The sequence below is a fragment of the Halosimplex aquaticum genome (genome assembly GCF_028747785.1).
GTDB classification, from domain to species: domain Archaea; phylum Halobacteriota; class Halobacteria; order Halobacteriales; family Haloarculaceae; genus Halosimplex; species Halosimplex aquaticum.
Map to the genome: position 1 here is coordinate 2,728,471 of NZ_CP118158.1, position 20,606 is coordinate 2,749,076.

The following is a 20,606-nucleotide window of genomic DNA, read 5'->3' on the forward strand; positions in this document are numbered from 1 at the left end:
GCCCGTCGTCACTCCACGGCAGTGACGGCCACCGGGTCGTCCTCGCAGACGGTGTCGAGCACGACGTTCGTCGAGACCGACTCGACCCGGGAGTGGGTGAGCACGTCCTTGATCTGTGCGTTCAGCGCGTCGGTGTCCTCGAACTTGCCGATGGCGACCACGTCGTCGCCGCCGGTGACCTCGTAGACGCCGATCATGTGGCCGGTGTCGCGCAGGTCCGCGACGACCTCACCGAGCCCGTCACCGGTCACGTCGAGGCGGAAGACTGCCGTCACCTCGTAGCCGAACCCGGCGTAGTCGACGTCGGCGCGGTACCCCTCGATGACCCCGGCGTCTTCGAGCGCGCGGATGCGCTTGGTCGCCGTCGCGGTCGCGATCCCGACCGAGTCGGCGAGCTCGTTCGCGCTCGCCCGGCCGTCGGCCAGGAGCCCGTCCACCAGCTGCCTGTCGATGTCGTCGATGTCGATCATCGGTCGCGTTCGTTCTGAGAGAGCGGGGGGCACGGGACCCTCAAACGGCGTCCCGGCCGGTCTTGCCCGTGCGGATCTGGGTCGCGCTCTCGACGGGGAGGACGAAGACCTTCCCGTCGCCCTTCTCGCCGGTGTTGGCGCCCTCGACGATGGCGTCGACGATGTCTTGCGCGGGGATATCGGCGACGACGCACTCGATTTTCACCTTCTGGTGTAGGTCGACCACGTACTCCTCGCCGCGCCACTGGCCCTTCTTGGCGGGCTGGGAGCCGCGACCGGAGACGTTCGTCACCGTCAGCGACGGCGCGCCGATCTCCGCGAGCGCCTGTTTCACGTCGCCCAGTTTGTCCGGTCGCACCATCGCGACGACCATCTTGATCTCTCCGTCGTTCGCTTCTCCTCCGTCGGTTCGGATGTCGTGTTCGTGCATGTTCGTGTCAGAGTGTCGCTGGTCGTCCGCGTCGATGCCGTCGAGGTCGGTGTTCTGGTCGTCCATGTGTCTCAGTCGCTCCGACGATCCGCGGGAACTACGCCGCCGTCCGTCCGTACCGTGCCACCGTCGGCGACCGCAGTGCCTTCGTCGCCGAACTCGGGGTAGGTCTCGATGCCGTGTTCGCTGCCGTCGAGCCCTTCCTGCTCGTGTTCGCGGCTGACGCGGGCCTGACCGAGCGCCTTGAACGCGCCCCAGATGAGGCCCGTGGTGAGGACCGTCCAGGCCGCGATGATGGCGACGCCCGCGAACTGGGCGATGAAGCCCTCGATCATGAACCCGACGTCGGGCGTGAAGCCGTTCCAGGCCTCGGTCGCGACGAACGAGTACATGAGCGTCCCGAGGACGCCGGCGCTCCCGTGGACGGGGAAGACCGCGCAGACGTCGTCGATGTTCAGGCGCTTCTCGACGAACGAGAAGACGACGGGCAGCTGCGCGCCGGCGAGGCCGCCGACGAGGAACGCGCCCCACCACGTCGTCGTGTGGGGAATCGCCGTGATGCCGACGAGGCCGGCGAGCAGCCCGTTGGCGACGTACAGGGTGTCGACCTTGCCGGTCTTGGCCCAGGCGACCAGCCCGGCGCCCATCGCACCGCATGCCATCGCGATGGTGGTCGTCATCGCGACGCGGCCGAGCTGGTCGGCGAGGAAGGCGTTCTCGGTGTTGAAGATCGCCGAGGTGCCGACGTTGAAGCCGTACCAGCCGAACGCGAGCATCAGCGTGCCGAGCACGGCGAAGGTCATCGAGTGACCGGGGATGACGTTCGCCGAGCCGTCGTCGTTGAACCGGCCGATGCGCGGGCCGAGCACCCACGCCGCCGTCAGGCCGGCGATGCCGCCCATCGCGTGGACGACCGTCCCGCCCGCGAAGTCGGTGAAGGCCATGCCGACGGCCGAGCCGACGGCGCCGTCAGCGCCGAGCAGGCCGGTCGCGTACCAGGCCATCCCGGAGACGACGGGGTAGATGACCGCCGCGAGCAGAATCGTGTAGGTCACGTACGCGCGGAGCTTCGCCCGGCCGGCGACCGCCCCGGAGACGATGGTCGCCGCCGTCATCGCGAAGACGGCGCCGTAGAGCCAGCCGATCCAGTCAGCGGCTGACTCGGCAGCGAATGCCGGTGAGAAGCCGGCGCCACCGACGAGGCTGTCCACGCCGGCACCTATCAGGAAGAACACCGTCACGCCGATGCTCCAGGTGAGCAGGTTCTTCGTCAACTGGTTAGAGACGTTCTTCGAGCGCACCTGCCCCGCCTCTAGCATGGCGAAGCCGGCGTGCATGAAGAAGATGAGAAACGTGACTACCAGTATCCACATGTTGTTTATCGCGTCGATCAGCGTCTGCGTGTCGGTCTGTAGCGCGGTGGGTTCGAGCATGGTTTGTATCGTTGCGTCGTCTCGGGAGATTTGTTCCGAATCGTCCAGTCGAACGCGTCTTTTCACTCCGAACGTTTCGGAGAGTACGGGAGAACTGTGCGGAATCGTACCCTATAAGGGTTGGCTTTACAATGACGAATATTTCAGGGCTCCCGTAGACGCTCGTCAAAATTATGGCAGAGTATTACGTGTTTAAGGTTGTACTCTGTCCAGAAACCGGACACCGATGTCCCGCGGATCTGGACGCTCGTCAACCAGTGGATCCGGCAAAAACCGCGAAAACGGGGGTGTCGACCTCTCGCGCGGTCGTCGTGACGATCCGATCGGAGACGGCCGAAAAAGTGATCAGGTGCCATCGTCGCGACCGTCGACCGGCGGTCGGCGGCCACTGGCTGGCGACCGGTGGTTGCTTGCCGGCGACCGCCGGCTACTCTCCCTCGGCGGCGCCCACGGGCACCGGTTCGTACTCGCAGACCGTCTCGAGGGCGATGCTCGTCCGGGCCGAGCGCACCTCCGGGTGAGTCAGCAGGTCCTTGATCTGGGCGTTCATCGCCTCGGTGCTCTCGAACTTGCCGATGGCGACCACGTCGTCGCCGCCGGTGACCTCGTAGACGCCGATCATGTGACCGGCGTCGCGGAGGTCGTCGACCACCGCCGCGAGTCCGGACCCGGCAACGTCGAGGCGGAAGACCGCGGTCACCTCGTAGCCGAACGCCTCGTAGTCGACCTCGGGCTGGTAGCCGTCGACGACGGCGGACTCCTCTAATCGCTGGAGTCGCTTTGTCGCCGTCGCCGTGGCGATCCCGACGGTCTCGGCCAGCTCGCTCGCGCTGGCGCGCCCGTTGTCCAGCAGGGCGTCGAGTATCCGCCGGTCCGTGTCGTCGATGTCCGCGGACATCGAGCGTCAGACCGCCTCCGGCCCGGAGTCGCCCGTCCGGACCTGGACCGCGTCCTCGACGGGGAGGACGAAGATCTTGCCGTCGCCGGGTTCGCCCGTCTGGGCGGCCTCGGCGATGGCGTCGACGACGTCCTGCGCGGGGATGTCGGCGACGACGCACTCGATTTTCACCTTCTGGTGTAAGTCGACGACGTACTCCTCGCCGCGCCACTGGCCTGTCTTGGCGGGCTGAGAGCCGCGACCGGAGACGTTCGTCACCGTCAGCGACGGCGCGCCCGCCTCGGCCAGCGCCTGTTTCACGTCGCCCAGTTTGTCCGGGCGGACGACCGCGACGACCATCTTGATCTCGCCGTCGTCGGGTTCGTCAGTCATCGGAGACACCCCCCTGAACCCCTCCATCGGCGCTCACGGTCGGCCCCTCCCGGCTGCCGCCGGCGACGAACTCGGGGTACGTCGAGACGCCGTGTTCGCTCTCGTCGAGGCCGATCTCCTCCTCTTCCTCGGAGACGCGCAGGCCGAAGAGGACGTCGGCGATCTTGAACGCGACCGCGGTCGCCAGGACCGTCCAGACGGTGATGACGGCGACGCCGACCACCTGCATGATCAGCTGGTCGACACCGAGGAACGTCCAGGGGTCACCAAGGACGGCGACCCCGCCGCTGCCGGCCGCGAGAACGGGGATCAGGATCGTCCCGATGGCGCCCGCGCTGCCGTGGACCGCGAAGACGCCGCAGACGTCGTCGATCTTTAGGGAGTCGACGACCCAGCGGTAGGTCGGCAGGACGAGCGCGCCGGCGAGCCCGCCCAGCAGGAGCCCGCCCCACCACGTGACGTGCGGGACCGCGCCGGTGACGGCGACGAGGCCGGCGAGCAGGCCGTTGGCCGCCCACAGCGGGTCGGGCTTGCCCTGCCAGGCCGAGGAGACGAGCATGGCCGCGACGCCGCCGGCGCCCATGCCGAGCGTCGTGTTCAGGACGACGCGGCCGAGCGCGCCGCCCATGAAGACGCCGCCCTCGGTGAGGACGGTCGCCTGCGTGCCGACGTTGAAGCCGTACCAGCCGAACGCGAGGAACAGCGTCCCGAGCACTGCGAGCAGCATCGAGTGGCCGGGGATCGGCTGGCTGTTGCCGTTCGCGTCGAAGCGACCGGCGCGCGGCCCAACCATCTTCGCGCCGACGAGGCCGGCGACGCCGCCGACCATGTGGACGACGGTCGCACCGGCGAAGTCGAGGTAGCCGGCGCCGATAGCGTCGGCGAGGTACCCCGGCGTGTCACCGAGGGCGAGCAGCCCGCCGCCCCACGTCAGGCCGGTCACGACCGGGTAGATGACCGCCGTCATCGCCGCGGCGACGAAGACGTACGCCTTGTAGTCCATCCGCTCGGCGACGGCGCCGGAGACGATGGTCGCCGCCGTCATCGCGAAGACGGCGCCGAAGAACCAGTCGATCCAGCCGGTGCCGCTCTCGCCGGGCGCGGCCATGTGGCCGAACGCGCCCGTGAGGTCGAACGCGGCCCCCGAGGTCAGTTGGGCGACGAGCGCGCTGACGCCCGCCCCGAGGAGGAAGAAGACGAGCACGCCCAGCGTCCAGTCGGTCATGTTCTTCATCAGGACGTTCCCGACGTTCTTCGCGCGGACCTGGCCGCTCTCCAGCAGCGCGAAGCCGGGCTGCATGAAGAAGATCAGGAAACACACGACAAGGATCCAGACGTAGTTGACGCTGTTGGAGACCGGCCCCGGCCCCAACTGCAGCGCCGCGTCGACCGCCGGCGCCAGCAGCGCCCCCGCCATCAGCGCGCCACCCCCATCCCGACGAGACGGCTCGCAGAATTTTGATGAACGTCTACCTTTCCACCGAATCTCACTACGTTCGTGGCTATCATCTCGGTTGGACCTCATGGAATCCTGCCACATAAGGTTATGCTTGAAATAATTGGAAATTTTCCCCGAGAACGAGACACGCGTCAGAACTATCCAACGATATTATGGATAATAGGTCATCGTTCGTCCAGAAATGCGGACGAACGTCCGGTTCGAATTTGACGTTCGTCGGCCGGTGCCGGGCCGATCAGGCGGGGCCGGGCCCGTTCTCGTTCGTGCGCGGTGGCCGTGTGAGTGGTCGTGTGCGGTGGCTGTACGATCGGCCGACTGCGGCTCCGCTCGGGCCGAGATCAGTTCTCCCTCGCCAGCTTGACCGCGCCGACGACGTACTCGATTGGGATCAGGAACAGCCCGGCGACGGCGGTGTAGGTCGCCATCGCGCCGACGGTCGGCGAGAGGCCGCGCTCGGAGACGCGCCAGACGTCGTGGACGTACGCGAGGCCGAAAAACGCCGGCGCGCAGACGTACTTGATCACGTCCCAGATGCGCAGGTAGGTCCACCAGAGCAAGCCGTCGGTGCTGGCGTCCCAGACGAACGCGGAGACCAGCGCGAGCAGCCCGGCGATGCCGAGGACGACGACGGCCGCGCTGGCGGTCCACGAGAGGTCCCAGTCGGTCGCGAGCACGGCGAGCGCACCGAGGACCGCCAGCCCCGTCGCCGCGGCGCCACCGACGAGCAGCAGTCGGTCGGTGACGATCACGACGAACACCTCGAGGGCGACCGTCGCCAGTACGCCGTAGACGGCGACCTGGACGAGGGTCACGCCGACCGCCGTCGGCGCGTGATTCCCGTCGATCGCCCTGACGCTCGCGTAGCGGCCGGCGGCGAGCACGGCTGCGCTCACAGCGAGGACGCCGAAGCCCACGACGACGGACTCGAAGGGGCCGCCGTAGCCGAACCCGTCCGCCGCGAGCCGGCCCACGACGCCGTCTTCGAGGACCCAGACGACGCCGACGGTCATCGCGACGAGCAGCGCCGAGACGACCGTCACGTACGCGACGGCGAGTCCGTCGTAGTCGGGTGCCGTGTCGTCGGTGTACGCGTCGAACGTGAGCAGTCTGGCCGCGTTCGCTCCCTCGTCGCTGGTCATTACCTGCCGGTATCCCGCGCGCGACGAGTTAAGTGTTGGTGCGTGGCCGCCGCTCGTATCGCCCGCAACAGCCGCTCGCTACAGCCGCTCGGCCACGTCCTCGGCGAAGTAGGTGACGATGATATCCGCCCCGGCGCGCTTGATCGACAGCAGCGACTCGTACGCGACGGCTTCCAGGTCCAGCCACCCCTTCTCGGCCGCCGCGTGGAGCATCGCGTACTCGCCGGAGACGTTGTACGCGGCGACGGGGTGATCGAAGTTCTCGCGCACGTCCGCGACCACGTCGAGGTACGGCAGCGCGGGCTTGACCATCAGCACGTCCGCGCCCTCCTCGACGTCGAGGGCGACCTCGCGCATCGCTTCCCGGCCGTTGGCGGGGTCCATCTGGTAGTGCCGGCGGTCGCCGAACGCCGGCGCGCCGTCGGCGGCGTCGCGGAAGGGACCGTAGAAGGCCGACTCGTACTTCGCGGCGTAGCTCATGATCGGCGTCGACTCGAATCCGCACTCGTCCAGCGCCCCGCGGATCGCGCCGATCATCCCGTCGGTCATGCTGGAGGGCGCGATCATGTCCGCCCCGGCCTCGGCGTGAGAGGCGGCCGTCTCCGCGAGCAGGTCGAGCGTCCGGTCGTTGTCGACGGTCATGTGCGGGTCCTCGCGGGCGCCGTCTTCGATACCACCGGAAGAGCTTCGCTCTTCCGAGCGCTCCCTCGCTTCGCTCGTGAGCACCCCGCAGTGGCCGTGCTCGGTGTACTCGCAGAGGCACACGTCGGTGATGACGTACGCGTCGGTCTCGTCGGTGATCGCCCGGACGGCCCGCTGGACGACGCCGTCGTCGGCCCACGCCCGCGACCCCTCCGCGTCTTTCGACTCGGGGATCCCGAAGACGATGACGGCCTCGACGCCGGTCTCCAGGACTTCGCGGACCCGCTCGACGGCCTGGTCGACGGGCACCCGCTCGTGACCGGGCATCGACTCGATCGGGACGCGCTCGTCGGTCGTCGCGTCGACGAACACGGGCGCGACCAGGTCCGACGCCGACAGGTCCGTCTCGCGGACCAGCGGGCGGACGCCGTCGCTCCGGAGCCGACGCGGGCGGCGTGTGAGGTTCATACCCCGTTGTCGTCGCCTCTCGGTAATTAGGGCACCGGCTGGCGACCTGGTTGCCGACCGGTCTTACTCGAACCGCTCCGGCGTGACGCGCGAGAGGCGCATCGCGTTGGCGGTGACGCCGAGTAACGGAAGACATTTGGCCCGGACGCTCCGACCGGTCAGACGAATGGCATCACTGGAATCGGCCGACCGGTCCCGACTGCGCGGGTTCGCCGAGGACTACGGCCTGATACTCGTCGCCGGGTTCTTCTTCGCGCTCGCGGTCGCGGGCGTGCTCCTGTTCGTCTTCGGCGACGAGGCGTTCGCCCAGCGGATCATCGACGACTACGGCCTCCCCGCGCTGCTCCCGATCTTCGTCCTCGAAGGCGCGATGCTGCTGTACTTCGCGCCCAGCGAGGCGCTCGTCCCCGGCGCGATCGAACTCTTGGCGACCGAGCCCGCGGGGTACGAGTGGGGCACGATCGCCCTCATCTTCGCCGTCGCGACGGTCGGCGCGACGGTCGGTCAGGTCTCGCTGTTCCTCCTCGCCAAGCGCGGCGGCCGGGAGTGGCTCCTCCAGAAGCCGTGGTTCCGCATCGAGGAGTCCAAACTCGACCGCTTCGACGGCTGGTTCGACCGCTGGGGCAAGTGGGCCGTGCTCGTCAGCAACGCCCTCCTGTTCACGCGCGGCATGCTGACCGTCCCCGCCGGCGTCGCCGAGATGGACGTCCGGGAGTTCGCCGCCCTCTCGGCGGTCGGCACGCTCATCTTCGAGGCGTGGCTCGCCGTGGCGTACCACTACGCCGTCTCGCTCGGCCTCCTGAACTTCTTCTGAGCGGTCGCGCGAACGGTTCCCAGACCACCCAAACGCTTTCGCCCCGGCCCCGCGACTCGCCGGTATGCCAGGCCCCGTCTTCCTCCGCGGCGACGGCGTCACGCTCCGTCCAGTCGAGGAGTCCGACTACGAGTTCCTCCAGCGGCACGCGAACAACCCGGCGGTCCGCTCCGGCTTCGGCGGCGGCGCGCCGACCTCGGCCGACGATGTCGCCGACCGGATCGAGGAGGTGACCGAGTCCGACGACAGCGAGACGTTCCTCGTCTGCGCCGCCGGCGGGAACGACTCGGAGTCCGTCCAGCGAGTCGGCGAGGCGTTCTGCTTCGACCTGTACGAACGGCGCGGGAGCGTCGAGATCGGCTACTGGATCGCGCCCGACCACCAGGGCAACGGCTACGCGACCGCGGCGGCGGAACTGCTCGTCGAGTACTGTTTCGCCGAGCGGCGCCTCCGCAAGGTCGACGCCCGCGTCCTGGCGTTCAACGACGGATCGCGGCGCGTCCTGGAGAAGGTCGGTTTCGAGCCCGAGGGTCGGCGACGCGACGAGTACTACGTCGACGGGGAGTACGTCGACGCCGAACTGTACGGGCTCGTCGCCGACGACTGGGACGGACCGCGAGACGACGCGTCCGACGCCGACCGCGGCGCCGAGTCGAACGGGGGCGACCGCTGATGCCCGGTCCGGTGTTCCTGCGGGGCGACCGCGTTACGCTCAGACCGCCCGAGGACGAGGACCTCGACTTCCTCCAGCGCAATCACAACGACCCGGACGTCCGGCGGTCGATGCCGCGCGTCCACCCCCAGAACCGCGAGGCGACCCGCGAGGAGTACGTCGAGGGCTACGACGAGTCGGTCGGCCTGCTGATCTGCGACGGCGAGGCCGGCGATACCGAGCGCCTCGGATTCTGCGCGCTGTTCGCCATCGACGGGGACTCGGGACGGGCCGAGGTCGGCGCGTGGCTCGCGCCCGACGCGGAGGGGCAGGGGTACGCCACGGAGGCCCTCTCGCTCCTGGTCGATTACGCGTTCGACGAGCGGCGACTCGACCGCCTGAACGCGGGCCGACTCGCGACGAACGACCGGTCGGCGGCGCTGCTCGACAGGGTGGGATTCGTCGAGGAAGGACGGCGCCGCGAGTACTACTACGTAGGCGGCGAGCACGTCGACCGCGTCGAGTACGGCCTGCTCGCGAGCGAGTGGGACGACGGCTAACAGCTCTTCTCCCTCGGTCTCCCGCGAGTGATCGCCAGTCGTCCGCGGCCGTCAGAACAGCCCGCTCCCCAGCAGGAACAGGGCCAGGAGCAAGGCGGTGCCGACGAACGCGAAGATCTTGATCGCGATGTGTGTGGGACTTCCGGCGCTGCCGTCCGGTTCGGCGTCGTCCGTGACGCCGTAACCAAGCGACTCGAGGTTCGACGCCGTCGTCTCGGAGGTATTCGTCGCGGCGGATCCCACTAATCCGCTCTGGCCGTGGTCGTCGTCCATACGTTCGCAACTCTCGGCGGAAGAATAAGTTTTTCAGGCAACAGTTCGTCCCCGCTTGAGTGAACGAGTCGCGTACGGCCCTGCTTTCGCTCGCTCACTCGGGGTCGGCCACCCGTTCGTCGACCCACTCGATGGCTCGCTCGACTTCGGCGGGGTCGGTGCCGGTGACCTTCACGCGGCCGGGCTCGCCGCGGCGAGCGGGGTAGCTCCCGACGGCCACGTCGAAGCGCTCGCGGGCGCCGTCGAGCACGTCCTTCAGCGCGCCCTCCGGTGTCGCCGTCTCGACCGCGTCGGAGACGGCGTCGCCGCCGAACTCGTCGGCGACGCTGTCGAACATCACTTTCAGCTCCCCGGGGAACCCCGGAAAGACGTAGACGTTCTCGACGACGCAGCCGGGATTGAAGCTCTCCTCCGTCTGGATGGGGCGAGCGCCCGCGGGGAGCGCCGCCGTCTCGTCCAGGTCGAGGTCGAAGTCGTGCTGCTCGTAGTACTCGGGGTCCGCCTCGCGGAACTGTCGGGCCTTCTCGGCGATGCGCTCGCGGACGTCCGGCTGGACCTCCAGATCCCGGTCGAAGGCGTCCGCGACGGCCGCGACGGTCACGTCGTCGGGCGTGTCGCCGAGGCCGCCGGTGACGATCACGGCGTCGAAGGCGTCGGCGAACTCGCCGACCCACCGTGCGATCAGGGCGCGGTCGTCGGGTATCGTGAGCATCCGCGTGACCGTGGCGCCGCGCTCGGCGAGCTGGCGCGCCAGCCAGGTCGCGTTCGTGTTCTCGGTGTCGCCCGCGAGCAACTCGTCGCCGACGGTGACGATCGCGACGTCCATGAGCGAGACGTGGGGATCGGACGGGTAAACGCTACCGGCTCGCCGACCCGCCGTCTCCGATTCGGCCCCGTCTCGACCCGTCCACTTCCGGCTCGGCGCTTATTGGCCGCGAGCCCGACGTGATAGACATGGCCGACCGGCCGCCGACGAGCGTGATCCTGCCGACGGTGCGGTGGACCGACGCCTGCGCGGAGGCCGCCGACCAGCTCGACCCCGGCGACGAACTGCTCGTCGTCCACGACGACGAGACAGACCCGGTGGCCGACCGCACGGGACCGCTCCCGGCGAACGTCCGGATCGTCGCCGCGGGCGAGCCGAGCGGCTGTTCCGGCAAGGCCAACGCCGTCGCGGCGGGGATCGAGGCCGCCGCGCACGACCGGATCGTCTGCACGGACGACGACTTCCACCACCCGCCCGACTGGCTCGACGCGCTCCACGCCGACTACGAGGTCCACGGACCCGTCTCGGAGGTCCCCGTCTTCGTCGGTCGCGACCCGCTCGCGGTCCTGCTGGAGCCGGTGTACCTGGTCGGCGCCACGCTGGTCACGTACGCGAACGACTACGCCTGGGGCGGGTCGGTCACGTTCGACCGCTCGGACATCGACGACGAGGCGGCGCTGTGCGACCGGCTCCGGCGAACGGTCAGCGACGACGGGGTCCTCACGGACGCCCTCGACGTGACGGCGGTCGATCGGACGCGTCGCGTCGCGATCGGCGGTAGCGTCCGCGAGACGCTCGAACGGCACGTCCGCTTCAACAAGCTCGTCCGCCAGCACGACCCAGGTGGGACAGCCGCCTCGGTCGCCGTCGTCCTCCTGATCGTCGCGCTGAGCGTCGCCTTCCCGCTCGGCTCGGCCGCCGTCCTGACGGCGCTCACCGCGGCCGCCTACGCCCGGTTCGGCGTCGCCAGGCCGACGTTCCTCCTGGCGTTCCCGTCGCTCGTCGCGTCGGTCCCGCTGGGAGTCTACGCGCACCTCCGCCGGACGTTCGTCTGGTGCGGACGGCGCTATCGCTGGCGGAGCAGGTTCGACGTCGACGTGGTCGAGCGCGTCCGGCGCTGAGAGGAGCGGGGTCGCAGCCGCCGGACGCGACGGCGCTCAGTCGTCGGCCGGGAACTCCGCCGCGTCGGCTTCGCTGGCTGCGACACCGGCGTCCTCCCGGACCTCGACGGCCTCGATCAGCAACTCCGCCACGTCGACGACCTCGATCTCGCCCTCGAAGCCGCCGGTCTTGCGGCCGTCCTCGAACATCGTCGTGCACATCGGGCAGGCGACGACGAACTTCTCGACCGTCGGCCCGGCGTCGGTGTCCTCCAGCGCCTCGCGCAGCCGTTCCTCGCTGGGTTTCGTCTCCTCGTCGAACTCCATCCAGAGGCCGCCACCGCCCCCGCCGCAGCAGAAGGAGTCGTCGCGGTTGCGGGGCATCTCGGCGAGTTCGCAACCGGTCGCGCGGACCAACTCGCGGGGCGCCTCGTACTCGCCGTTGTACCGGCCGAGGTGACAGGGGTCGTGGTAGGTGACGGTGTAGTCGAGTTCGTCGCCGCGGAGGCCGAGCCGGCCGTCGTCGACGAGGTCCTCGACGACCTGCGTCCAGTGGAAGACGGGCGCGCCCGCCCAGTTCTCGTCGGGCACCTCCATCATCGGGTCGTCGGCGAACTCCTGGAAGTCGAGCTCGGGGTACTCGTTGGCGAAGGTGTTGAACGCGTGGGGGTCGGTGCAGACGATCTTCTCGAACTCGCACTCGTCGAAGGCGTCGACGAGCGTCGCGGCCTGCTCGATGAAGAGGAACTCCTCGCCGACGCGGCGCACGTCGTTGCCGTCGTACACCTCGTCGTCGTAGAGGATGCCGTAGTCGACGCCGGCCTCCTCGAACAGGCGGGCGAGCGAGCGGGCGACCTTCTTGTTCCGGTCGTCGAAGCTCGGGTAGTCGCCGACGTACCAGAGGTACTCGACGGACTCCTCGCGGGCGTCTGCGGGCTCGGCGTCGAGCGGGTCGGCCCAGTCGGCGCGGTTGCGCTGTGACTCGCCGAAGGTGTTGCCCTGTTGCATGACGTTCTGGAAGGTGTCCTGGATGTTGCGGTCGAGGTCCCCCTGGTCGACGAGCTGGCGGTTCATCCGCGTGAAGGAAGTGAGGTGCTCGATCTCGACGGGACAGGCGTCCATGCAGGCCATGCAGGCCATGCAGGACTCCATCGTGGCGGCGGCGATGACGCTCCCGCCCTCGTCGTAGGCGAGTTCGCCCGGGCGGTCGGGGTCGAGGTCGTCGGAGACGATCGGGATCGTCTCGTCGCCGGCGTCGCGGGCCTCGCGGTAGCTCTTCAGGTCCAGGATGACGTTCCGGGGGTCGAGCGGGCGCCCGGAGGCCTTCGCGGGGCAGGCGGCCGAACAGCGGCCGCACTTGGTGCAGGCGTCCTGGTCGAGCAGTTCCTTCCAGGTGAAGTCGTCGATGGACTCGGCGTTGGTGGCCTCCAGGTCGGCAGGGACGCCCGGCAGGCGCCTGCCCGCGTCCTCGTCGTGCGTGACGACGTTGGCGTACGACGAGAGCATGTGGAACGGCTTGCCCATGGGGACGGCCGCGATGAAGGCGAACGCGAGGAGCGAGTGGCTCCACCAGACGAGCGGATAGGTGGCTTCGGCCATCGCGGGGGTCATCCCCGCGCCGTCGAGGGCGGCCGCGACCCCCCAGCCGACGAAGCTCACCGTCTCGAAGTCCGGGTAGCCCTGACCGAGGATGCGAAAGCCCTCGGTGAGGTAGCCGCCGACGCCGAGCAGGAACAGCGCCCAGACGAAGAGATCGTCCTCGGCGCTGGTGTGGCGGCCCCAGAGGCGACCCTGGCGGACGCCGTAGCGGCGGTAGAGGAGGACGCCGAGGCCGACGACGAACAGTAGGCCCATCGCGTCGACGACGAAGGAATACGAGAGGTAGAAGTCGCCGACGAAGAACGACTCGCCGGCCAGCGGGCGGTAGAAGTCCATGTCGACGCCGAGGATCGTCGTCGCGAGCAGCAGGGTGAGAAACCCCCAGAGGACGAACGCGTGGGCGAGGCCGGCGACCACGTCGCGGTCGCGCAGCGTCCGGTTCGAGAGGACGGTCCCGGCGGCGCCGACGATCCGCCGGGGGAGGTCGTCGAGCCGCGGGAGCGGGTCCGCGTCGCCCTCGGCGTAGCGGGCGACCCGGCGGTACGAGCCGAGCAGGAAGACGACGACGGTCAGCACGGTGAGATAGTAGAAGGCCGCCTTCCCGACCGGACCGATCCCCCAGAACGTGGGGCGCGTCGGCGCTCCGGACTGGAGTACAGACATACTAGATGGCGGGCAACCGCCCGCTTAAAGCTTGCTACGAACTCACACGACAACGGTTCGCAATCGTCGCGGAGTTTGTCGATCTCGCCGCCGTCGGCGCCAGTAACGTGGCAACTATATAACACTCTGGTGTCAACAATTATTTATGTGTACGGTCCCGGACTCTTGGTCGGGGATGGACGACAAGACCGAAGAACTGCGGGACATCTTCATGGACGTCTCCGAGGAGGGGACGGTCACGGAGAGCCAGGAAGAGCCGCGCGGCTCTATCGCGAAGACGGACGACGAGGAGGCCGTCCGCGAGCGCCTGCGGGGGGTAATCGAGGCGCTCGGCGGCCGCTACGACTTCGCGACCGATCTCGACACGGCGACGTACGTCCGACTCGTCCGCGCGTTCTACGACGACGAGTCCGACGCTTCGATCGCCGACGAACTGGACGTTTCCGAGGACGAAGTGTTCCGCGCACGCATGGACTTGCACCTGCTCCGGGGGGAGGACACCGACGCGCCGTTCGACGTCTGCGAGTTGCGACGGCGTCGCGACGCGAGCGACGAGACGCTCGCCGCCGAGTTCGGTGTCGACGAAGCGACGGTCCGCCACTACCGGCACGTCGTCGCCGCCCAGGACGCCGCCCGGGCCGCGAACCACCGCTATCAGACAGAATTCGACGAGATCCTCACCGACGCCGCCCTGTCCGGCCAGTTCACCGAACAGATCACGGAAGACGGCCTCGACGAGGCCGCCGAGGACATCGAAACCGACGTCTCGTTCTGACCAGCGGCTCACCGTTTTTTGTCGCCGGGGACTCCCGTCGCCGGGCAGCGCCGGGGCCGCCGAGAATTTATGACCGAAAGCGCGGCCACGCCGGTCTATGCACACGTTCCGCGACGTGGCGACGGCGGCGTACTGCCCGCGGAAGCTCTACTACCGCCACCGCGACCCCGCGGCCGACGAGGAGATCCCACAGGAAGTCCGCGCGCGCCGGGATCTGGCCTTCCGTTACCCGGCGCTGCTCGAATCGGATCCCGAGATACAGGCGGCGCCCATCGAGGTGACGCCGACGCAGTACCGCTCCCGACTGGGCCGATTACGGGCGGCGCTCGACGCGTGGGACGGCCTGGTCGACCCCGCCGGCCGCGAGGTCGTGCTGGAAGGCCGGGAGTGCCGTGGCGTCGCGCACAAGGTGCTGGACGGCCCGCCGCGGCCCTCACTCGTGTTCGCCGGCTCGCCGCCCGAGCAGGGCGTCTGGGAGCCACAGACCGTCAGGCTGGTCGCCGCGGCGAAGGCGCTGGCCTGGGAGCGCGAGACGACGGTCGAGACCGCCTTCGCCGAGTACCCCGCCTACGGCATCGTCCGCGAGGTGCCGCTGACGACCCGCCGGAAGGCGACCTACCGATCCGCCATCCGGACCGCGGAGTCAATCGACGGCCCGCCCTCCCGCACGTCGAACCGCCAGAAGTGCTCGCCCTGTGACTATCGGGACCAGTGCGGCGTCGTCACCCGGTCGCTGAAGTCGATGCTATAGCGGAGTGATGTCGACGGTGGCACGCGCTGTCGGTATCGATCTGAGGCGCCGTCCCTCCCACAGCCACCGAAAACGGCGCCGTCAGTTCCGCTCCAGCCACGCGTCGATCTCCTCGCTCATCGCTCCCCGGCGGTGGATCTCGCCCGCCTGGACGTCGACCACGGTGCTCTCCGCGCCGTCGGTCCGGCCGCCGTCGAGCACGACGCTCACGGCGTCCCGGACCTCGTCACTCAACGCTTCGACCTCGCGGACGCTGCCGGTTCCGCTGAGATTCGCGCTCGTTGCGGTCACGGGCGCGTCGCTCGCGTCGAGCAGTTCGAGCGCCAGCTCGTGGTCCGGCACACGGACGCCCACGCGGTCACGTCCGGCCGTGAGAACGTCCGGAACGGACTCGCGCCGCTCGACGACGACGGTGACCGGCCCGGGCAGGAACTCCCGCATGAACGCCAGTTCGCGCTCCGTTGGCTCGGTGTACTCCCGTGCCCGCTCGACGCTCGGGACGCCCAGCGAGACGGGCTTGTCCCGCGCGCGGCCTTTCACCTCGAACGCCCGCTCGACGGCGTCGGCGTCGACGGCGTTCGCGCCGAGTCCGTAGACCGTCTCCGTCGGGTAGACGACCAGTTCGCCGTCCTCGATCGCCCGCGCCGCCTGCGCTACGTCGCTCATGTCGGAGTGTCCGACACTGGTCGGGAAAAGTGTGACGCGACGGGAGTCCCCCAGCCCCGGACCCCGTTCCGGGCTCAGTCGTCCGCGTCCGCGGTCTCCGCTCGCGGGATCGTCACGTCGGTCAGCCCCGCTTCGATCTGCTCGCGTCGGCCCTCGAACTTCCCGGGGAGGACGAGCCGGCCCCCGAGGTCGTCGAGCGGTTCGTCGCTGTCGTAGCCCGGGCCGTTGGTGGCGAGTTCGAAGAGGACGCCGCCGTGTTCACGGAAGTACACCGACCGGAACCAGTGGCGGTCGATCTGCGTCGTCGGGCTCAGCCCTTCTGAGCGGGCGACCTTCCGGATCGCTTCCTGGTCCTCGTCCGTCGGCGTCTGGAAGGCGACGTGGTGGACCGTGCCCCGTCCCTGTCGTCCGGACTCGACGGTCGGCAACACGTCGACGTACTTCCCGACCGACCCCGGCGCGGCGAACCGCGTCCGCTGGTCGCCCGGCGTGTCGCCCTGGGCCTGTTCGGTGCCGACCTCCTCGAAGCCCATCCGCCGGAGCAGCCCCTCGGTGGGCTCGGGGTCGACGAGCCACAGCGTCACCGAGTGGAACCCGCGGATCGCCGCCTCCTCGGGGACGAACTCCGTCCACGGCGCGGTCGGATCGTCTTCGGGAATCTCGACTTCGACCAGTTCGACCGGGAGCCCGTCCGGGTCGCGGAACGGCAGGACCGTCTCGCCGAAGCGCTCGACGCGTTCGTCGTAGTCGACGCCGTAGTCGTCGAACCGCTCCTCCCAGTAGTCGAGGCTCCCCTCGGGGACGCGGAACGCGGTTCGGGAGACTTGCCCGGAGCCGACCTTCCCCTGGCCCGTCTGTTCGCCCCAGGGGAAGAACGTCATGCTCGTCCCCGGGTTCCCCTCCGCGTCCGCGAAGAAGAAGTGATAGGTGCTCGGGTCGTCCTGGTTGATCGACCGCTTGACGAGCCGCAGCCCCAGCGTCTCGACCCAGAAGTCGAGGTTCTGCTGCGGGTCGCTCGCGATGCAGGTGACGTGGTGGATGCCCGGCGTCCGCGTGTCGTCTGTCATTGCCCCTCCGTATGGACTGCTCGTACTTCAGTAGGCGCTGACATCAGTGTAACCGGGATATCGTTGTGTGATTGCCCCGATCGGAAGCCTTCAACCCGCTCGCTAGCAGTACTCTGGACCGCAGGAGACAGCCAGCGATGAAAGCCCTCGGCCGCTCGCTCACGGGTCGCTACGCTCCCCGTTCGAATTCGAGGTCTCCCTTCGGTCGCCCTCGCTCTCGCGGTCGCCTGAGCGGGATATCCTCACTCCGTTCGGATAGTGCCCGCTCAGGCGACTCCGTTCGCTTCGCTCACCGCGAGCGCGCCTCGCCCTTTCAGTCCGCCAGGACCGTACCGCCCCGCACAGCACCGCGCCACACACCTCCCCAACCGACTGCGGTGCTCGCTTCGCTGCGCTCCTCATCCCTCGCACGGCTTCGTCGCGGCATGAACGCCGCGACAGCGCGCGCCACCGCACGGTATCCAGTCACAGAATCGCCGAAACGACGCCTGGGGTCACAACTCCTCGATGACCTCGCCGACTTCGTCGTAGTCGGGGAACTCGGGCCACTGGGAGGCGACCCAGGCGTACTGGACGACCCGCTCCTCGTCGAGGGCGAAGACGGCGGGGCGGGGCTCCTCGATGCCGGCCATGCCGTCCAGGTCGTTGACGATGTCGAACTGCTCGGCGACGCCGTTTCCGGGGTCGGAGTAGAGTCGCGCGTCGACCCCCCGCGAGTCCAGCAGGTCGGCGTGCTCGTACGGCGAGGAGATGGACAGACCGACCACCTCGCAGTTATCGCGGTCGAGCCACCCCCGGTCGCGGATCTCGTTCCAGACGTACGTCGCCGGGAACGCGCCGTCCATCGGGTGGAACACGAGGACGACGGGCTGCTCGTCGGTCAACTCGGAGAGGGAGACGTCCTCCCAGTACTCCTCGTTGACGAGCGGGCGCTCGAAGTCGGGGACGCGGTCGCCCTCCTCTGGGTGGTCAGTCTCGGGGAGGTCGACGACGTCGAAGTCGAGGTCCATCAGGCACCCCCCTTCGAGCGCTCGCCGTAGGTCGCGTCGAGGTACTCGACGATGTTGGCGCTCTCGGACATCGTCACGCCGGTGGACTCGTCGACGATGGCGGGCACGGTGCGCTTGCCCGTGAGGCGCTGGACGACGTCGCGGTCGCTGTGCATCGGTTCGACGAACCGCGAGCGGTAGTCCAGGTCGTACTCATCGAGCTTCCTGGTGACCCGCTCGCAGAACGGACAGGCCTGCAACCGGTAGAACGTGATGGCTGGCTCGCTCATCTCACCGGGAAGTACGGCCAACGGCCGGGTAAGCGCTTCGCCGTCGGCGACCCCGAAATTTAAGGGCGAACGGGCGACCAGCCCGGCGCGTGACCGACCGTCGCCCATCCGGCCCTCGCCCCGCGACCGGCGTCCGATCCCCGACCGGTGACGCCCACACCGATCGAGCGACGAGTCCGGTCGTCGGCGTGGTAGTCCTGGTCGGGATAACGGCGCTCCTGGCGTCGGTCTCGCTGGCCGTGGTCGGCCTGAACCACGCCCGCCCCGCGGCCGCGCCCCAGGTTCACCTGAGCGCGGAGCTGTCGGCGACCGACGGCTGGCCGTCCGGCCAGCGACTCCGGGTCGTCCACGAGGCCGGTGAGACGCTCGTCGTCTCGGACCTAGCAGTCGTCGTCGAACTCGAACGGTCGGGCGAGCGCGCGAGACTGCGCGGGTTCCCGACGCGGCGGCTCACGGACGAACACCGCCGTGGGGCGGATCTGTTCGACCGGACGTACGCCGGTGTCGACGGCGAACTCGACGCCGCTCACGGCGATGGCCGATGGGAGAGCGGCGAGGCCGCGTCGCTCCGGATCGCACAGCACGAGTTCGACGTGCGATCGGGCGACGATGCGACGGTCCGCATCGTCCACTGGCCGAGCGGCGCGACCGTCGCGACCGTCGAGGTGGCCGCCTCGTGACCGGCGGGATCCCCCGATCTCCACCCGAAACGGCCCTCTTCGGCCGGTTTGCCGGCCGAAATGGGGGTCCGGTATGACAAGCCTTAATTCCGCCCCACGACAAGTCTTGGCGTCGATGGGTATACCCGCAGCGGCGTGGTCGCAAGTGATGCCGATCGCACAGACCGATCTCAACGTCTACGGATACGTGGTCCAGAAGAGCGTCGTCGCGACAGCCGGAGTGCTCCTGATCGTCGTCCTGATCGGGCTCTCGGCGTTTTTCTCCTCGTCCGAGATCGCGATGTTCTCGCTCCCCTCCCACCGCATCGAGGGGCTCGTCGAGGAGGGGCGCCGCGGGGCGAATACCCTCAAGGGACTCAAGGCCGACCCGCACCGGCTCCTGGTGACGATCCTCGTCGGGAACAACCTCGTCAACATCGCGATGTCCTCCATCGCGACGGGGCTGTTCGGCCTCTACTTGAGCCAGGGGCAGGCCGTCGCGGCCGCCACCTTCGGCATCACCGCCATCGTCCTGCTGTTCGGCGAGAGCGCGCCCAAGTCCTACGCCGTCGAGAACACCGAATCGTGGGCGCTGCGGGTCTCGCGCCCGCTGAAGATGTCCGAGTACGTCCTCCTGCCGCTCATCGTCCTGTTCGACTACCTCACCCGGATCGTGAACAAGGTAACGGGCGGCCGCTCGGCCATCGAGGAGTCGTACGTCACCCGCGACGAGATCCGAGAGATGATCGAGACGGGCGAGCGCGAGGGCGTGCTGGAAGAGGAGGAACGCGAGATGCTCCAGCGCACCCTGCGGTTCAACAACACCATCGCCAAAGAGGTGATGACGCCGCGCCTGGACATGGACGCCATCTCGACGGACGCCTCTATCTCGGAGGCCATCGAGCAGTGCATCCACAGCGGCCACGCCCGTCTGCCCGTCTACGAGGGGAGTCTCGACAACGTCATCGGCGTCGTCAACATCCGCGATCTGGTCCGCGACCAGAACTACGGCGAGACAGAGGACGGCGACCTCGAACTCGAAGACCTCATCGAGCCGACGCTGCACGTCCCCGAGTCGAAGAACGTCGACGAACTCCTGACGGAGATGCGCGACGAGCGCCTGCACATGGTCATCGTCATCGACGAGTTCGGGACGACCGAGGGCCTCGTGACGATGGAGGACCTCACCGAGGAGATCGTCGGCGAGATCCTCGAAGGCGGCGAGGACGAACCGATCGAGTACGTCGGCGACGACACCGTCGTCGTCAAGGGCGAGGTCAACATCGAGGAGGTCAACGAGGCCCTGGAGATCGACATCCCCGAGGGCGAGGAGTTCGAGACCATCGCCGGGTTCATCTTCAACCTCGCCGGCCGCCTCGTCGAGGAGGGCGAAGTGATCGAGTACGACGGCATCGAGATCACCGTCGAAGGCGTCGAGAACACCCGGATCATGAAAGCCCGCGTCACCCGCACCGAGGACTACGACCCCGACGAAACCCCCAGCGAAGAGGAACTCGAAGCCGACACCGGCGAGGCCCAGCCCGAGTGACCGGCCCGCGTCGACCGCCCGCTTCTGCCCCGGTCCGCGGAACCGACTGCGGGTGGCCGCTCGTCTGACCACCTCGTCTTGAAGGCCACCGTTTCGACTGGAACTGTCCTGAGTAGCTACGG

General features: G+C 68.7%; 23 protein-coding genes. 8 read left to right on the forward strand and 15 right to left on the reverse strand.

Going from position 1 to position 20,606, the window contains the following annotated elements; all coding sequences use genetic code 11:
• Positions 1 to 8: 8 nt before the first annotated feature.
• From PSC72_RS13735 to hemB, 8 genes are all read right to left on the reverse strand, one after another.
• Entirely contained in the window at positions 9 to 470 is a 462-nt protein-coding gene (locus PSC72_RS13735) for an Lrp/AsnC family transcriptional regulator (protein ID WP_274321972.1), read from the reverse strand.
• A gap of 40 nt (positions 471 to 510) precedes the next feature.
• Positions 511 to 966 (reverse strand): P-II family nitrogen regulator, encoded by a 456-nt coding sequence (locus PSC72_RS13740; protein WP_274321973.1) that lies wholly within the window; start codon positions 964 to 966, stop codon positions 511 to 513.
• A 5-nt stretch (positions 967 to 971) separates the two neighbouring features.
• The gene (locus tag PSC72_RS13745; RefSeq protein WP_274321974.1) at positions 972 to 2,333 is read right to left on the reverse strand and encodes an ammonium transporter; all 1,362 of its coding nucleotides are present in this window, start codon (positions 2,331 to 2,333) and stop codon (positions 972 to 974) included.
• Positions 2,334 to 2,760: 427 nt separating this feature from the next.
• Positions 2,761 to 3,231 (reverse strand): Lrp/AsnC family transcriptional regulator, encoded by a 471-nt coding sequence (locus PSC72_RS13750; RefSeq protein ID WP_274321975.1) that lies wholly within the window; start codon positions 3,229 to 3,231, stop codon positions 2,761 to 2,763.
• 6 nt (positions 3,232 to 3,237) lie between these two features.
• Positions 3,238 to 3,603, reverse strand: coding sequence for a P-II family nitrogen regulator (locus PSC72_RS13755; RefSeq protein ID WP_274321976.1), 366 nt, complete (start codon positions 3,601 to 3,603; stop codon positions 3,238 to 3,240).
• On the reverse strand, positions 3,596 to 5,005 hold the full coding sequence (locus PSC72_RS13760; RefSeq protein WP_382261864.1) for an ammonium transporter: 1,410 nt from the start codon (positions 5,003 to 5,005) through the stop codon (positions 3,596 to 3,598). Before PSC72_RS13760 ends, PSC72_RS13755 begins: the two co-directional genes overlap by 8 nt.
• 395 nt (positions 5,006 to 5,400) lie before the next feature.
• Complete coding sequence (locus PSC72_RS13765) at positions 5,401 to 6,201, reverse strand: hypothetical protein (RefSeq protein ID WP_274321978.1); 801 nt, start codon at positions 6,199 to 6,201, stop codon at positions 5,401 to 5,403.
• 78 nt (positions 6,202 to 6,279) lie between these two features.
• Positions 6,280 to 7,311, reverse strand: a complete 1,032-nt coding sequence (hemB, locus tag PSC72_RS13770; RefSeq protein ID WP_274321979.1) for a porphobilinogen synthase — start codon at positions 7,309 to 7,311, stop codon at positions 6,280 to 6,282.
• 166 nt (positions 7,312 to 7,477) lie between these two features.
• Here hemB and PSC72_RS13775 point away from each other — a divergent pair, with 166 nt between their 5' ends.
• The 3 genes from PSC72_RS13775 (at position 7,478) to PSC72_RS13785 (ending at position 9,337) form a co-directional block, all read left to right on the forward strand.
• On the forward strand, positions 7,478 to 8,125 hold the full coding sequence (locus tag PSC72_RS13775) for a DedA family protein (protein ID WP_274321980.1): 648 nt from the start codon (positions 7,478 to 7,480) through the stop codon (positions 8,123 to 8,125).
• A 64-nt stretch (positions 8,126 to 8,189) separates the two neighbouring features.
• The gene (locus tag PSC72_RS13780) at positions 8,190 to 8,798 is read left to right on the forward strand and encodes a GNAT family N-acetyltransferase (protein WP_274321981.1); all 609 of its coding nucleotides are present in this window, start codon (positions 8,190 to 8,192) and stop codon (positions 8,796 to 8,798) included.
• Entirely contained in the window at positions 8,798 to 9,337 is a 540-nt protein-coding gene (locus PSC72_RS13785) for a GNAT family N-acetyltransferase (protein WP_274321982.1), read from the forward strand. The genes PSC72_RS13780 and PSC72_RS13785 overlap by 1 nt, the downstream gene beginning before the upstream one ends.
• A 51-nt stretch (positions 9,338 to 9,388) precedes the next feature.
• Here PSC72_RS13785 and PSC72_RS13790 read toward each other — a convergent pair whose 3' ends face one another.
• Positions 9,389 to 9,610 (reverse strand): hypothetical protein, encoded by a 222-nt coding sequence (locus PSC72_RS13790; protein ID WP_274321983.1) that lies wholly within the window; start codon positions 9,608 to 9,610, stop codon positions 9,389 to 9,391.
• A 94-nt stretch (positions 9,611 to 9,704) separates the two neighbouring features.
• The gene (locus PSC72_RS13795; RefSeq protein ID WP_274321984.1) at positions 9,705 to 10,436 is read right to left on the reverse strand and encodes a competence/damage-inducible protein A; all 732 of its coding nucleotides are present in this window, start codon (positions 10,434 to 10,436) and stop codon (positions 9,705 to 9,707) included.
• Between the two features lie 128 nt (positions 10,437 to 10,564).
• Here PSC72_RS13795 and PSC72_RS13800 point away from each other — a divergent pair, with 128 nt between their 5' ends.
• Positions 10,565 to 11,497, forward strand: coding sequence for a glycosyltransferase (locus PSC72_RS13800; protein WP_274321985.1), 933 nt, complete (start codon positions 10,565 to 10,567; stop codon positions 11,495 to 11,497).
• A gap of 36 nt (positions 11,498 to 11,533) precedes the next feature.
• On the opposite strand, the gene PSC72_RS13805 is transcribed toward PSC72_RS13800, so the two are convergent.
• Positions 11,534 to 13,738, reverse strand: coding sequence for a heterodisulfide reductase-related iron-sulfur binding cluster (locus PSC72_RS13805; protein ID WP_274321986.1), 2,205 nt, complete (start codon positions 13,736 to 13,738; stop codon positions 11,534 to 11,536).
• Positions 13,739 to 13,913: 175 nt separating this feature from the next.
• Between PSC72_RS13805 and PSC72_RS13810 the strand changes: the two genes are divergently transcribed.
• Both PSC72_RS13810 and PSC72_RS13815 read left to right on the forward strand, forming a co-directional pair.
• A complete protein-coding gene (locus tag PSC72_RS13810; protein ID WP_274321987.1) occupies positions 13,914 to 14,513 on the forward strand; it encodes a conditioned medium-induced protein 4 in 600 nt (199 codons plus the stop codon).
• Between the two features lie 97 nt (positions 14,514 to 14,610).
• Positions 14,611 to 15,264 (forward strand): CRISPR-associated protein Cas4, encoded by a 654-nt coding sequence (locus PSC72_RS13815; RefSeq protein ID WP_274321988.1) that lies wholly within the window; start codon positions 14,611 to 14,613, stop codon positions 15,262 to 15,264.
• An 81-nt stretch (positions 15,265 to 15,345) separates the two neighbouring features.
• Here PSC72_RS13815 and PSC72_RS13820 read toward each other — a convergent pair whose 3' ends face one another.
• The 4 genes from PSC72_RS13820 to PSC72_RS13835 all read right to left on the reverse strand — a co-directional run bounded on the left by PSC72_RS13820 (position 15,346) and on the right by PSC72_RS13835 (position 18,276).
• Positions 15,346 to 15,930 (reverse strand): L-threonylcarbamoyladenylate synthase, encoded by a 585-nt coding sequence (locus PSC72_RS13820; protein WP_274321989.1) that lies wholly within the window; start codon positions 15,928 to 15,930, stop codon positions 15,346 to 15,348.
• A gap of 74 nt (positions 15,931 to 16,004) precedes the next feature.
• Complete coding sequence (locus PSC72_RS13825; RefSeq protein WP_274321990.1) at positions 16,005 to 16,997, reverse strand: ring-cleaving dioxygenase; 993 nt, start codon at positions 16,995 to 16,997, stop codon at positions 16,005 to 16,007.
• Between the two features lie 494 nt (positions 16,998 to 17,491).
• Positions 17,492 to 18,007, reverse strand: coding sequence for a redoxin domain-containing protein (locus tag PSC72_RS13830; protein ID WP_274321991.1), 516 nt, complete (start codon positions 18,005 to 18,007; stop codon positions 17,492 to 17,494).
• A complete protein-coding gene (locus PSC72_RS13835; protein ID WP_274321992.1) occupies positions 18,007 to 18,276 on the reverse strand; it encodes a glutathione S-transferase N-terminal domain-containing protein in 270 nt (89 codons plus the stop codon). Before PSC72_RS13835 ends, PSC72_RS13830 begins: the two co-directional genes overlap by 1 nt.
• Before the next feature lie 89 nt (positions 18,277 to 18,365).
• On the opposite strand from PSC72_RS13835, the gene PSC72_RS13840 reads away from it, so the two are divergent.
• Together PSC72_RS13840 and PSC72_RS13845 are read left to right on the forward strand one after the other, a co-directional pair.
• On the forward strand, positions 18,366 to 18,956 hold the full coding sequence (locus tag PSC72_RS13840) for a type IV pilin (protein WP_274321994.1): 591 nt from the start codon (positions 18,366 to 18,368) through the stop codon (positions 18,954 to 18,956).
• A 148-nt stretch (positions 18,957 to 19,104) separates the two neighbouring features.
• Positions 19,105 to 20,484, forward strand: a complete 1,380-nt coding sequence (locus PSC72_RS13845; protein ID WP_274321995.1) for a hemolysin family protein — start codon at positions 19,105 to 19,107, stop codon at positions 20,482 to 20,484.
• Positions 20,485 to 20,606 lie beyond the last annotated feature (122 nt).